Origin of the sequence: Aliterella atlantica CENA595 (assembly GCF_000952155.1) — a bacterium.
Taxonomy (GTDB): domain Bacteria; phylum Cyanobacteriota; class Cyanobacteriia; order Cyanobacteriales; family Chroococcidiopsidaceae; genus Aliterella; species Aliterella atlantica.
This window is the reverse complement of the sequence record NZ_JYON01000022.1, coordinates 19107-31984: the sequence shown is the minus strand read 5'-3', so window position 1 is coordinate 31984 and position 12878 is coordinate 19107. Positions and strand designations below refer to the sequence as shown.

Genomic DNA, 12878 nt, shown 5'->3' with positions numbered 1-12878 from the left:
TTATGTTATATAAATTCGATCGCTCAAGTAATAAGTTTCGAGAATCGGTAAGCGGTTATGTTTTTATGCTGCCTGCTATTGTCATTCTTCTAGTGTTTCTAGTTGTACCTATTTTATTGGCAATAATTCTGTCTTTTTACAAGGTTCAGCCTTTAGGAGATGTTAGTTATAGCTTTAGAGGTTTGAGGAATTTTTGGCGTGTTACTCAAGATGAGCGAGTTGCGATCGCTTTAAAAAATACTGTTGAATATGTGGCAATTGTCGTTCCTATTCAAACAATTTTAGCATTAGCTTTAGCCTCTATTCTCAACGCAAAAATCAAAGGTAAAAATCTATTTAGAGTCATATTTTTTCTACCTACAGTCACATCATCTGCTGTACTTACGCTGATTTTTATTTGGATTTGTAATTCTAATGGTTTACTAAATAATTTTCTAGCTTTATTACATTTACCTACTTATAATTGGCTGGGAGATCCAGCAGTCGCACTCAAAGCAATTATGTTAATGAATATCTGGTCAACTGCTCCTTTATTTATGGTTATTTACTTAGCTGCAATGCAAGATATTCCCCAAAATCTGTATGAAGCAGCAACAATTGATGGTGCGAATGGTTGGGATAAATTTACTTGCATCACATTGCCTTTTTTGAAACCCATTACCTTTTTTATCATAGTTATGGGTATTATTGGTACGTTTCAGTTATTCGATCAATCTTATATATTTTCTCGCGGTTCTGGTGGTCCTAATAATTCCACTTTAACTGTTGTGCTTTTAATCTATCAATACGCATTCAAAACTTTAGATATGGGCTATGCTGCATCATTAGCCTTGATGTTAGCTTTAGTAATTATAGTTGCAACATTAATACAGAGATATTTATTTAAAGAAGAAAGACTTGACTAATATGAAGAGCTTAAACTTGATTAAAATACCTTTATATTTACTATTATTTATATACGCAATTATTACTTTTATTCCTTTTGCCTGGGCGCTTTCAGCTTCGTTTAAAACATTAGCTGAAATAATAGCAGGCGGTATTAACTTTATACCTCAGCAATTCACATTACAAAATTACCAAAGAATCTTTACTCAAGAACCTTTATTTGGTAGATGGTTGTTTAATAGCGTTGTAGTAGCTGTTAGCGTTACAGCATATAACTTATTATTTAACTCGATGGCTGGCTATGCATTAGCAAGATTAAAATTTCCTGGAAATCAGTTTTGGTTTTTCCTAATTTTAGCTGTGCTTATGATACCAGGGCAAATTACGCTAATTCCTACTTTTCTAATTCTTAAAAGTTTAGGTTGGTTGAACTCATATCAAGGTTTAATTGTACCAAGTGTTATAAATGCCACATTTATATTTATGATGCGTCAGTTTTTTGTGAGTTTTCCCAAAGAATTAGAGGAAGCTGCTGCATTAGATGGTTTAGGACGTTTAGAAACATTCTTTCAAGTAGTTTTACCTCTAGCAAAACCTGCTTTAGCTGCACAAGCAATATTTGTATTTATGGGTGCTTGGAATAATTTTTTAACACCTTTACTAATTTTGTCAGATTCAGAAATGTTTACTTTGCCTTTAGGATTAAATACATTTAAAGGACAATATATTAGTTATTGGAACTATATTATGGCAGCATCAATGATGTTTACCTTGCCCGCATTAGCGATATATGCATTTTTTAATCGCTACTTTATTCAAGGTGTGACATTTACTGGTAGTAAATAAGGGTAATAGTTATGGCAGGACATAGTAAGTGGGCAAATATTAAAAGGCAAAAAGCTAGAGTAGATGTAGTAAAAGGTAAAACATTTACGCAATTATCGCGGGCAATTATTGTTGCAGCTAGAAATGGAATTGTCGATCCAGCAGGAAATTTTCAACTACGCACAGCAATAGAAAAAGCTAAAGCAGCAGGCATTCCTAACGATAATATAGATCGTGCGATCGCAAAAGGTGCAGGTACTTTCGACGAAGGTAAACCATTAGAAGAGGTACGCTACGAAGGCTATGGCGCTGGTGGAGTAGCTATTTTGATTGAATCTCTCACTGACAATCGCAACCGCACTGCGGCTTATTTGAGAGAAGCATTTAGTAAAAATGGCGGCAATTTGGGCGAGACTGGTTGTGTAAGCTGGATGTTTGCTCATAAAGGTGTAGTTGCGATCGCTTCTTTTTCCGATGAAGATACACTTTTAGAAGCTGTATTAGAAGCTGGCGCAGAGTCTTACGAACTAACTGATGATGGCGAAGCAGAAGTATTTACCGAACCTGCAAACTTAGAAAACCTCAGCCAAATATTAAAACAAAACTTCCCAGTCAGCGATATAGAATTGCGCTGGATACCTGATAATACAGTAGAAATCACAGATCTTGATGTAGCGCGATCGCTTTTAAAGTTAATCGACACTCTAGAAGCCTTAGACGACGTGCAAAACGTCACCGCCAACTTTGAGATGTCAGACGAATTATTAGCCGTTACAATAGCTTAACCCCTCTTAACTGGTCACTGGTTACTGGTCACTGTTAAACGCCTATATCTTCATTCCACAATTGCGGATTATTGGCAATAAAATCACTCATCAACTGCTTGCATTCAGCTAAATCTAAATCGATTACCTCAACGCCGTGAGATTCCATAAATTCTCTAGCACCAGGGAAAGTTTGCGACTCGCCAGCAATAACTTTTTTGATACCGAATTGAACAACCGCGCCAGCACAAAGATAGCAAGGCATTAAAGTGGAGTAGAGAACTGTATCCTTGTAATTGCCTATTCTGCCAGCATTACGCAGACAATCGATCTCTGCATGAGTGACGGGATCTTGCGCTTGTACGCGCTGATTGTGTCCTTGTCCGATAATTGCATTATCTTTAACCAGGATAGAACCTATGGGAATGCCACCTTCATTTAATCCTTGTTTTGCTTCGGCGATCGCAGCTTGCATAAATTCATCCATACAACAATTATCTTCCCATGAATAAACAACTCGTCCTACTGGATCATGATGGCGGAGTAGATGATTATTTAGCAACTATGCTGCTAATGACAATGGATAACGTGCAACCTCTAGGTATTGTCGTCACGCCTGCTGATTGCTACATCGAACCTGCTGTAAGCGCAACGCGCAAAATTTTAGATTTAATGGGTTGTTCGCATATCCCAGTAGCCGAAAGCACAGTTAGAGGGATAAATCCATTTCCCCGCTTGTACCGTCGCGACTCAACGATTGTTAATTGTCTACCTATTCTCAACGAAAATGAAACCATCAACACGCCTTTACTAGCAGAAACAGGACAAGATTTTATGGTGCGGGTATTACGTGAAGCTACAGAACCCGTAACATTGATGGTAACAGGTCCATTAACCACAGTTGCAGTTGCCTTAGATGCAGCGCCAGAAATTGAGGCAAAAATTAAACAAATTGTGTGGATGGGAGGCGCTTTAAACGTTCCTGGAAACGTTGAAAAAAGCATTGAATCAGGTCAAGATGGATCGGCAGAATGGAATGCTTATTGGGATGCGATCGCAGTTAAACGAGTATGGCAAACTCAACTTGAAATTATTATGTCTCCCTTAGATATTACTAATAACGTACCTGTAACATCAGAATTAGTATATAAATTAGGCAAACAACGTAAATATCCTTTATCCGATTTGGCAGGACAATGTTACGCCTTAGTTATTCCCCAAGATTATTACTTTTGGGATGTATTAGCTACAGCATATTTAGGACATCCAGAGTTTTATCAATTGCGCGAATGGGAGACAGAAATTATTACTACTGGTGTTAGTCAAGGACGAACTAAAGTGCAACCTGGAGGTAGAAAGATTTTAGCAATGGATACAGTAGATAAAACAAGTTTTTACGATTATATTTTGCAACAATGGGCGCAGTAGCGATCGTATATAATGTATGAACTAGAATTAAACCATCTAAATATATGAATCAACATACACCAGAAGGAATTGTTCGTAGGGGTAGATTGTTTCCAGAGATTCAATGGTCAGAAGAAAAAAAAGCAGCACATAGAGCAAGACAAGAAGCATTTTATCAACGTTGCTGGGCAATATTTGAACAACTAAAACCGGAAATACTAGATAAATACTATGGTTGGTATATTGCTATCGAACCAGACAGTGGAGAATACTTTATTGATAAAGAACAAGAAGTAGCAAGTCGCAAAGCCAGAGAAAAACACCCTAACACCATTCATCATATGTTCGGAATTAATGAAACTGGTGTCAGTGGTAGAATATGATTCAAGGACGATTTGGAGAAAAAGGACAAATATACTTTGAGGTGAATTTAATAGATGCAGATGGATTAAGTCTTTCCACAGAAGCAATGTTAGATACAGGCTTTACAGAGGTTCTAGCAATGAATAAGCAAGATGTAGAAAGCCTAGACTGGCTATTTTTGCGCTAAAATAAGCTGAGAACAGCACAAGGGGAAGCATTTTTTGATATTTACTTAGGTAAGATAGCGATCGCAAGCCAAGAATTTGAAATTCCTGTATTTGCAGGCGATGAAATAAGAGAAATCTTACTAGGTTCTCAATGGCTAAAAATATTTACATTAATAGCAAATTACCAAGAAAATAGAGTAACTTTCTCAAGATGAGTGGAGATACATACTTAACTACTCTTTTGCAATCCATGAATCCTAAGCTAGATGAAGAAGAGTATGTTTTTTGCTCCGTTGCTATAGAGCAACTTCCAACACTTAACGTAACTCCTATTTGCCAGTTTAGAGAAGTAGAAGGAGTAACATTAATAATTACTAAAAATCAAGCAGAAGAAGCCAATCTAGAGTATGATTGTGTTTTTAAAATGATTTCTTTGTTAGTGCATTCTAGTTTAGAAGCCGTAGGATTTTTAGCTGCTATAACTACCAAACTTGCTGAAAACAATATTAGTGTAAATGCAGTTTCAGCATACTATCACGATCATCTATTTTTACCTGTAAGCAAAGCAAAACAAGCTATGTATATACTTCATAGCATGAGCAGATAAGTAATAAAATGTCAATACTTGATGGCAACTAATCTCTCAAAATCCTGGCGCTCAAAAAATTGCTGATTTCTAGAATATTGACCGCATATATCATAGTAAATCCTATTTCCTTGCACGTTAAAGAAATAGCCTTTTAGCTCTGGTTGCTGCGTCTTAAGTTTAAATACTATTGTATTGGTCGTATATTTACCATATTTGCTTATAAGATAAGTAAAACTTTCAAAATCTCCTTTTTGTGCTTTCTCAAATTCTAATAAATTAGGATTGACAATATTACTCACTTTTAAAAGTATCTCTTCTACTTCTCTAAAATTTGCTAACTGATTAGTTTCAAAATCATCATCCTTTTTAAGGAATAGTATAGTTTTGTGATAGTTATATAAAATTCCAATTTTACAATTAGATTTTATTAGATATCTTTGAATTTGAGCATAATGATTTTGTAAATTTACATCTTCTCTTTTTACTTCCACAATTACTGTAGGAGATTGATAAGGTTTGAAGTTAGAATTTTCTGCTAACTTATATATTTCTATGTCATGATTGTTGGATTCAACTTTAATTTCGATCTTGCGTTGAAGCAATGTACTTTCTTTAGTTAGATAATGAATGAATAGTTGTCTAACTAACTCTTCTGGTCTGCTATCAATTGCAATTTCTAAATTTCTAATTAAGCATTTTGTATAACTTTGATTATTTACAGAGCGTATATCAAGCTTTTGTCGCATTTCTTTATTTAAATGAATCATAAATGCTTTAAATTTGAATTATGGTGACTATGATGATCTAGGGACACAACTCAATTGCGTCCCAAGTCGTGTATTAGCTGTAGCACCAATACATTTTTATTCTTGTCCAAAAAAACCAATCGTTTTAAGAACTAATTTTTCCCAGTAGTATTCAGCTTTACTTTGGAGAAATTTATTTAAGCTTGTTTCGGTTTCAAGTTCTCGCTCAAATATGAGACATACATTATCTCCATATCTTTCTCCACGTGGTCTTACTCTACCTCTTTCAGCCATGAACGCATTCCAAAAGTCAGATTGTTCGCTTTGAGGTGAAAGCTTGCTTAAAGTTTCGTTGTGTATTTTTAGTCCAACTTCGTAGATGAAATCATCATACAGAACGTAGAATTCTTTGATTAGCTCAGGAATAAGTGTCTTTAAAGATTCATTCGCAGCAGTAAGCTCTTGTAAAATATTTTCAATCTCATCTTTTGCTTCTCTAGTAAACTTTCTTAGCATTTCATTTTCATTTATTCCTTCTGCAACAATCTGTGCATCGAAATATATATCTATATCCCTTGGCTTATAATAGCCAAAATTTCTATGAATAGCGTGTTTAGTGTTCCATGCTGGATAAGTATCACGATAATAGTTAATGAATTTATTAATAAAATCATCGTAAACAAAACTAGGTATTCTCTTACCTAATTCTCGTAAGCTCTTTAGTTTTTGAATAGCGTTTTCAATTGCTTTAACTTCTGTTTCTGTTAAAGCATCGCCTTTCTGAATTTTTGTAAAGCTTTCTTTGATAGTCTTAACTTCTTCAAGCAAAATATTTCGCCTGCGTTTTACTACACCTGATACAGCATCGATAAATTCATTTTTATCTGCTTGTACGTCTTCTTCGGTGTAAAATTCATTAAGTTTGACTATAGTATCTTGGTAGTACCTTAAAGCATCGTAGAATAAAATATTTCCTGGAAAAAAGTCTAAATTCAACTTCCTGAACGTAGTTTGTATTTCTTCTTTTTTTCTTTGCACTCCTATATCCCAGTCACCGTTACTCTCATTCACGTTTTCCGGTTCATTTCTACGCGGTAATACTAGCGTTACAAACCTATGATGAAAGTCTTTTGATTTGGATGCAAGGTGATAACTAATTAGTTTACTAATATTAGCTTCAGGAGCAGAGTTAAAGGGAGATACAAAAAGACAAATTACATCTTGGCTTTCAATGTATTTTTGTAAGTCTTTACGAATTGGATTCTCATCAAGTCCTTTGGTATCTACGACAGAATCAAACTGAAATAAGTTTGAGCCAGACAAAACTTCATTGCTCACATAAAGACTTATTTTTCTGGGTATCGCGAATTCTTTTAACTGAACGCTATTAATAGCAGCAAAGGTATCTTTTATCCATTGTTGTTCTGTAGTCTGATTATCAAACTCAATTTTGATTTTGGTTCTAGATTCAATATTTGCATTGTTTAATGCAGTCTTTTTTAGTATATCTTCTCCAGCTTCATCAAATAATTCTTTGGCTTTATCAACTAAAGTGTTTTTAGTTTTATCGCCATCAACAATTGATTGATTAACCTTTTTAAGATCTATCATGTTTCTAATAGCTCTTTCAATTTCTTGAGATATATTTATCTGAGTTTCTGAACAGGGAACGTTTTTGCTTGAAATAGAGTCACAAAAATCAAAGATAAGATTTTCCATCTCATCAATTGTATAAGGCTCTATCTCTATATACGTTTTGTTGGCGGCTTTAAGAACTACCTCACATATGGTAGTTCGTCCCGAACCTGTAGATAATAATTCTCTAGTTTCAATTACATCTTTGCTCTTACCATTAATAGTTTTAGAAACTTTGAAGTTACTTATTAAATTAAAAAGATGACAAATAGCTGTTGTCTTTCCTTGACCAATAGTACCGATAAAAACAATTTGATACTTATCTATATTAAGGATTTTCTCAATTTCGTCTAGGCGATCTAGTTTTGATTTTAGGTTGTTGATGCAAATATGCTTAATAATATTAAGTTCTGAACCACCAGATATTTTAGCTATTTCACGTTTTAGACTTTGCTGCAATGATGTAATTTCTTCTTGCCACTGTATTGTCAACATACTATTTACACTGCTTGAGGATTAATTGTTGACTTCAGTATTCCCACCGCGTAGCAAAATCTAACAAAATTCTTAAAAACAACTTAATATGTTGCTCACAGGAAAGCGAAAGCTATCTCCTGCTCCGAATTAATCCCCCAAAAGTAGTAGAACGATCGCAACTAGCTACCTTTCTGACAATATTGAGAATACAGGTTTGAAATATACTAGCGATTTAGTATGAAATTTGCGATCGCTTAACTTATGCAAATAAATATCGAAACATTTACAGTAAACAAACGCTTCCCGCTAACTATTAGTCGGGGTACAACAGCGCAAACAACCAATATTTGGGTAAAAATAGCACAAGATGGAATTATAGGCTGGGGAGAAGCTTCGCCATTTTCCCTAGGAAACCATCGCCAATCTACAGAAACCCTGCAAACAGCACTGCAACAAATTGTACCGCAGCTAAGTAAATTTCACCCCTTACAAAGACAGCAAATATCCCAGCTATTGCAATCGTCTCACATTCCTTCCTCCGCACAAGCAGCAATAGATGTAGCTGTACATGACTGGCTGGGAAAGCAAGTAGGATTACCCCTATGGCAATTCTGGGGGTTAGATTGCGATCGCATTGTGCCAACTTCAGTCACAATTGGCATTAATACCCCAGAAAAAGCACAAGCTAGAGTAAAAGACTGGTTGCAATTTGCCGATATTCGCGTATTGAAAGTAAAACTAGGTAGCACAGAAGGAATTGCAGCCGATAAAGCCATGCTACTAGCAGTAAAAGAAGTAGCACCCGCGCAAGAACTATTTGTAGATGCAAATGGCGGTTGGAATAGCGACGATGCAGCTACAATGTGCAACTGGCTAGTAGATTTAGACGTGAAATATGTAGAACAGCCATTAGCTAGAGGCGAAGAAAGTAAACTTGCAGACTTGAAAAAGCGATCGCCTCTACCTATATTTGTAGACGAAAGTTGCATGACAAGCGCAGATATCCCCCTACTTGCCAACTCTATAGATGGCATTAATATCAAACTCATGAAAGCTGGCGGCTTAAGCGAAATGATGCGGATAATTCATACAGCAAGAGCTTGCGGCTTGCAAGTCATGTTTGGCTGCTATTCTGATAGTACGCTGGCTAATACTGCCGTTGCACACTTATCACCGCTTGCTGACTACCTCGACTTAGATAGTCACTTGAACTTAACAAACGATCCCTTTAGTGGTGCAATAATGCAGGCAGGAAAAGTTTTGCCAAACAATAAACCAGGCTTAGGAGTAGAACTGCGTGCGGTTGGGAGTTGATACAAAAATAGCTATTTTGCTGCACGAAGGTGTAAAAGGCGTTTATGGCAAAACTGGGTTAGCACTTCTACGTTTTAGTGAAGCACCAATTGTCGCCGTTATCGATCGCCAATGTGCGGGAGAATCTTTACCACAACTAACTGGTATCAATCGAGATGTACCAATAGTCGCCTCTGTAGAACAAGCTTTAACCTACGCGCCAGATGTATTAGTGATTGGGATTGCACCCTCTGGCGGAGTGTTACCCGATGAATGGTTGGATGAAATCAAGCAAGCAGTAAGTGCAGGTGTATCGATAGTCAACGGCTTGCATACGCCAATGGCAAAAATACCCCAATTGCAAGCAATACTTACAGATAAACAATGGATCTGGGATGTTAGACAAGAACCAGCTAATATAGCGATCGCTAGTGCTAAAGCGCAAACCCTATCTTGTCAGCGAGTTCTTACCGTGGGGACAGATATGGGAATTGGCAAAATGTCAACTAGCTTAGAATTGCATAAAGCCGCGCAAAAACAAGGTTTGCGATCGCACTTCCTCGCCACCGGACAAACAGGGATAATGATATCTGGCGATGGCGTAGCCTTAGATGCAGTGCGAGTAGACTATGCTGCTGGTGCGGTGGAACAATTAGTAATGCGTTATGGCGACAGCGATATCCTGCACGTAGAAGGACAAGGATCTCTGTTGCATCCAGGTTCTACAGCTACTTTGCCACTAATTCGAGGTACGCAGCCAACAGCTTTAATTCTCGTTCACCGCGTTGGACAAACTCACATCCGCAATCATCCACACGTCCCAATTCCGTCGCTAAATGAGGTCATCAAACTCTACCAAAGCGTTGCTAGCGCCGCAGGTGCATTTAAACCAGCAAAAGTAGTAGGAATCGCTCTAAATACCGCTCATTTAGACTCAACTGCTGCTGAACTTGCTATAACTCAAACCCAAGCTGAGACAGGATTACCTTGCACAGATGCAGTCCGTTATGGTGCAGAAGTTTTGTTAAATGCAGTAGGCAAAAATCAATGAAAATTTGGCAAGCTGATTTTTACCGCCGTCCTTTGCAGGATGAAAACGGACAAGTTTTGTGGGAACTATTGATTTGCGACGAGAATCGCCAATTTACCTACGAAGCTTTGTGTCCGCAATCAGCAGCAAATGCAAGTTGGCTAACTTCCCAACTGCAAATAGCAACCGTAAACCAACAACCAGACGTAATTCAAGTATTTCGTCCCCAGTCTTTAAGCTTAATTCAACTAGCTGCGCGATCGCTCGGTATCCTTGTCGAACCAACGCGCCGTACTTTTGCTTTAAAACAATGGCTGAAGGCGCGTTCCTATCCAAGTCAAGATTCTTACGATCCTATCGCTCTAGAACAGCCACCACCAACACCTTTACCAGAAAACTTATGGGGACAGCAATGGCGTTTTGCAGCGCTTAATGCTGGCGATTTGGTAGACACTTTTTCCCAGCGTCCTATTCCCATCTTAAATATGCCAGAATTTTTACTGCCAATTAATTTAGGACTAGCATCAACAATTTCTGTTCCTGGTGTTGTCATTGATGGTGGTAGACAATCGATGCAATTAGCGCGGTGGTTGCACAATGCTTACCCTGTAGCACTCGATTATGTAGCTGGTAGTCCTAGCGGATTAGTTTTAACAGCAGGTTTAGTAGATAGATGGATAGTTGCAACATTTGAAGATGCTGAAGTTACTACATCGGCGATTAATTACACCCAAAGAAAGCAACTTAGTAAAGGATTGCATTTTTTGTTAGTCCAGCCTGATGATTCGGGAATGACTTACAGCGGTTTTTGGTTATTAGGAGATATTTAATATTATCAAACTAATTATTTTTCGCAGCCGATTTGCTCAAAAGACGTAGAGCATAGATACTTTGCCTATATCTAATTAGGCATAAAATACACTTATATGAGCAAAAATTTTACTGAAATATTGATGCAATAACTATTGTAGCAATTATACCTAACGAGAGATATATTTGTAGTTTAATCTAGCCTTAAGCTAAGAATTGTAATTAAACACTTTTAAGAGGCAACGATCGTGAATAATGAGCAAGTTGGTGTTGATACAGATACCTACGATCGCGGTATTGTTCCGGCAGAAACCGCAGCCCGTAAAGAAAGAGAAGGTGATAGGTTTAAAAATCCAACTGACGAAAATAACCAAAGCGATCTCGATACTACAAGTGGCTATACAGTAGATAAAGAAGGTCTTAGCAACAACTACGCAATCGAACCAGAAATGTATGTTGATGAGCCAGGAGATTTGCAACAAGAACAAGAAGAAGCAACTGCTGAACGTGTTAGCGAACTTGATAACTTGAATCAAGATGAAGAAGGTAAACTTACTGCAGATGGCGATAAGCGAGGAAAAGGTCCAGGAATTATTTAAAGCTTCATTGCTGTAGGTTACAGTGCAAGTTTAAAAAGTTTGAAATGTGTGTCATAGTAATAGCGCTCAAACTTCTTTTCTAGGAAAGATTTTGAGCGTTTTTTCTGAAAATTAAGCGATCATTTTAGGCAAAATTCTCAAACATCCACATCGATGCAAAAATCATCTCAGTCCGCGCAGGTGAAAGAGTATATAGACGCTAATTCTCTAAACTTTTAATTTTGAAGTCTATTAAACGAAACTGGTAATTTGCCAGTAAAATAACTTCTTGTGGCAGCAATACCCAAGGACACAAGCATGAAAACAGCAAAAATTGGCATCATTGGCGGTAGCGGACTTTACAAAATGGAAGCACTTAAAGATGTAGAAGAAATTGAAGTCTCTACTCCATTTGGTTCGCCATCCGATAATTTAATTATGGGGAATTTAGCAGGAAATTCAGTAGTATTTCTCGCTCGTCACGGTCGCAATCACACGCTATTGCCTTCGGAAGTACCGTATAGAGCAAATATCTATGCAATGAAAAAATTAGGTGTAAAGTATATAATTTCTGCCTCTGCAGTTGGCTCTTTAAAAGCAGAAGCCAAGCCTTTAGATATGGTAGTACCAGATCAATTTATCGACCGTACAAAGAATCGAATTTCCACATTTTTTGGTGAAGGAATTGTCGCTCACATTGCTTTTGCCGATCCAGTTTGCCATCAATTAGCGCAAGTTTTGATAGATGCGATCGCTAGTCTCAATTTAACTGATGTTACCCTACACAAAAGCGGTACTTATGTCTGCATGGAAGGACCAGCATTTTCTACCAAAGCAGAATCTCATCTTTATCGCAGTTGGGATGCTACAGTTATCGGCATGACCAATTTACCAGAAGCAAAATTAGCTAGAGAAGCTGAAATTGCCTATGCTACTTTAGCATTAGTTACCGATTACGATTGTTGGCATCCAGACCATGACAGCGTAACGGTAGACATGATAATTGCAAATTTACACCGCAATGCAACTAACGCCCAAAAAGTAATTCAAGAAACAGTCAAAAGATTGAGCGATCGCCCGTTTGTATCGGATGCTCATTCAGCATTAAAATATGCAATTTTAACTCAGCTAGATAAAGCGCCTCAAGCAACCAAGCAAAAGTTAGAGCTATTATTGCAGAAGTATTTGTAGTTCTAATTTCGCTCTGATGCAGTTGAATAGCGCGATCGCTAATTGACTTGCAACTGAAATTAGCAGAAACGCTCCTAGCAAGGTACGATAGGACTTAGCGATACCTCAAACTGGTGTC

The 12878-nt window shown here is 37.2% G+C and carries 14 protein-coding genes and 1 pseudogene; 12 read left to right on the top strand and 3 right to left on the bottom strand.

The features are described 5' to 3' along the window. Positions 1 to 2 precede the first annotated feature (2 nt). The 3 genes from UH38_RS17840 to UH38_RS17830 are packed head-to-tail and all read left to right on the top strand — an operon-like array spanning position 3 to position 2495. Positions 3 to 905, top strand: coding sequence for a carbohydrate ABC transporter permease (locus UH38_RS17840; protein ID WP_045056039.1), 903 nt, complete (start codon positions 3 to 5; stop codon positions 903 to 905). A gap of 1 nt (position 906) precedes the next feature. Beyond that, entirely contained in the window at positions 907 to 1731 is an 825-nt protein-coding gene (locus UH38_RS17835; protein WP_045056038.1) for a carbohydrate ABC transporter permease, read from the top strand. An 11-nt stretch (positions 1732 to 1742) separates the two neighbouring features. Next, the gene (locus tag UH38_RS17830; RefSeq protein WP_045056037.1) at positions 1743 to 2495 is read left to right on the top strand and encodes a YebC/PmpR family DNA-binding transcriptional regulator; all 753 of its coding nucleotides are present in this window, start codon (positions 1743 to 1745) and stop codon (positions 2493 to 2495) included. A gap of 34 nt (positions 2496 to 2529) precedes the next feature. Here UH38_RS17830 and UH38_RS17825 read toward each other — a convergent pair whose 3' ends face one another. Further along, positions 2530 to 2961 carry a nucleoside deaminase gene (locus UH38_RS17825; RefSeq protein WP_045056036.1) on the bottom strand — a complete coding sequence of 144 codons (432 nt, stop codon included), beginning with the start codon at positions 2959 to 2961 and terminating at the stop codon, positions 2530 to 2532. A gap of 17 nt (positions 2962 to 2978) precedes the next feature. Here UH38_RS17825 and UH38_RS17820 point away from each other — a divergent pair, with 17 nt between their 5' ends. From UH38_RS17820 to UH38_RS17805, 4 genes and pseudogenes are all read left to right on the top strand, one after another. Further along, positions 2979 to 3902 carry a nucleoside hydrolase gene (locus UH38_RS17820; protein WP_045056035.1) on the top strand — a complete coding sequence of 308 codons (924 nt, stop codon included), beginning with the start codon at positions 2979 to 2981 and terminating at the stop codon, positions 3900 to 3902. Between the two features lie 44 nt (positions 3903 to 3946). Beyond that, positions 3947 to 4264, top strand: a complete 318-nt coding sequence (locus UH38_RS17815; protein ID WP_045056034.1) for a hypothetical protein — start codon at positions 3947 to 3949, stop codon at positions 4262 to 4264. Then, positions 4261 to 4626, top strand: a pseudogene (locus UH38_RS28260) (aspartyl protease). Before UH38_RS17815 ends, UH38_RS28260 begins: the two are co-directional and overlap by 4 nt. Beyond that, positions 4623 to 5018: an ACT domain-containing protein gene (locus tag UH38_RS17805; RefSeq protein WP_045056033.1), complete on the top strand. Its 396-nt coding sequence runs from the start codon at positions 4623 to 4625 to the stop codon at positions 5016 to 5018. Before UH38_RS28260 ends, UH38_RS17805 begins: the two are co-directional and overlap by 4 nt. Positions 5019 to 5029: 11 nt before the next feature. On the opposite strand, the gene UH38_RS17800 is transcribed toward UH38_RS17805, so the two are convergent. Next, on the bottom strand, positions 5030 to 5767 hold the full coding sequence (locus UH38_RS17800) for a type I restriction enzyme HsdR N-terminal domain-containing protein (RefSeq protein WP_045056032.1): 738 nt from the start codon (positions 5765 to 5767) through the stop codon (positions 5030 to 5032). A 96-nt stretch (positions 5768 to 5863) separates the two neighbouring features. Continuing rightward, on the bottom strand, positions 5864 to 7876 hold the full coding sequence (locus UH38_RS17795) for a hypothetical protein (protein WP_045056031.1): 2013 nt from the start codon (positions 7874 to 7876) through the stop codon (positions 5864 to 5866). A gap of 243 nt (positions 7877 to 8119) precedes the next feature. Here UH38_RS17795 and UH38_RS17790 point away from each other — a divergent pair, with 243 nt between their 5' ends. The 5 genes from UH38_RS17790 (at position 8120) to UH38_RS17770 (ending at position 12760) form a co-directional block, all read left to right on the top strand. Then, positions 8120 to 9172, top strand: coding sequence for a dipeptide epimerase (locus UH38_RS17790; RefSeq protein ID WP_045056030.1), 1053 nt, complete (start codon positions 8120 to 8122; stop codon positions 9170 to 9172). Further along, the gene (locus UH38_RS17785; RefSeq protein WP_045056029.1) at positions 9156 to 10202 is read left to right on the top strand and encodes a DUF1611 domain-containing protein; all 1047 of its coding nucleotides are present in this window, start codon (positions 9156 to 9158) and stop codon (positions 10200 to 10202) included. Before UH38_RS17790 ends, UH38_RS17785 begins: the two co-directional genes overlap by 17 nt. Further along, on the top strand, positions 10199 to 11011 hold the full coding sequence (locus UH38_RS17780; RefSeq protein WP_045056028.1) for a Tab2/Atab2 family RNA-binding protein: 813 nt from the start codon (positions 10199 to 10201) through the stop codon (positions 11009 to 11011). The genes UH38_RS17785 and UH38_RS17780 overlap by 4 nt, the downstream gene beginning before the upstream one ends. A 228-nt stretch (positions 11012 to 11239) precedes the next feature. After that, positions 11240 to 11590: a hypothetical protein gene (locus tag UH38_RS17775; RefSeq protein ID WP_045056027.1), complete on the top strand. Its 351-nt coding sequence runs from the start codon at positions 11240 to 11242 to the stop codon at positions 11588 to 11590. Positions 11591 to 11887: 297 nt separating this feature from the next. Continuing rightward, positions 11888 to 12760 carry an S-methyl-5'-thioadenosine phosphorylase gene (locus tag UH38_RS17770; RefSeq protein WP_045056026.1) on the top strand — a complete coding sequence of 291 codons (873 nt, stop codon included), beginning with the start codon at positions 11888 to 11890 and terminating at the stop codon, positions 12758 to 12760. The last annotated feature ends 118 nt before the right edge of the window (positions 12761 to 12878 follow it).

Bases quoted from the DNA above. Each gene is read 5' to 3' on its own strand.
- UH38_RS17840 (WP_045056039.1), top strand. From the start codon at position 3: ATGTTATATAAATTCGATCGCTCAAGTAATAAGTTTCGAGAATCGGTA.
- UH38_RS17835 (WP_045056038.1), top strand. From the start codon at position 907: ATGAAGAGCTTAAACTTGATTAAAATACCTTTATATTTACTATTATTT.
- UH38_RS17830 (WP_045056037.1), top strand. From the start codon at position 1,743: ATGGCAGGACATAGTAAGTGGGCAAATATTAAAAGGCAAAAAGCTAGA.
- UH38_RS17825 (WP_045056036.1), bottom strand. From the start codon at position 2,961: ATGGATGAATTTATGCAAGCTGCGATCGCCGAAGCAAAACAAGGATTA.
- UH38_RS17820 (WP_045056035.1), top strand. From the start codon at position 2,979: ATGAATAAACAACTCGTCCTACTGGATCATGATGGCGGAGTAGATGAT.
- UH38_RS17815 (WP_045056034.1), top strand. From the start codon at position 3,947: ATGAATCAACATACACCAGAAGGAATTGTTCGTAGGGGTAGATTGTTT.
- UH38_RS17805 (WP_045056033.1), top strand. From the start codon at position 4,623: ATGAGTGGAGATACATACTTAACTACTCTTTTGCAATCCATGAATCCT.
- UH38_RS17800 (WP_045056032.1), bottom strand. From the start codon at position 5,767: ATGATTCATTTAAATAAAGAAATGCGACAAAAGCTTGATATACGCTCT.
- UH38_RS17795 (WP_045056031.1), bottom strand. From the start codon at position 7,876: ATGTTGACAATACAGTGGCAAGAAGAAATTACATCATTGCAGCAAAGT.
- UH38_RS17790 (WP_045056030.1), top strand. From the start codon at position 8,120: ATGCAAATAAATATCGAAACATTTACAGTAAACAAACGCTTCCCGCTA.
- UH38_RS17780 (WP_045056028.1), top strand. From the start codon at position 10,199: ATGAAAATTTGGCAAGCTGATTTTTACCGCCGTCCTTTGCAGGATGAA.
- UH38_RS17770 (WP_045056026.1), top strand. From the start codon at position 11,888: ATGAAAACAGCAAAAATTGGCATCATTGGCGGTAGCGGACTTTACAAA.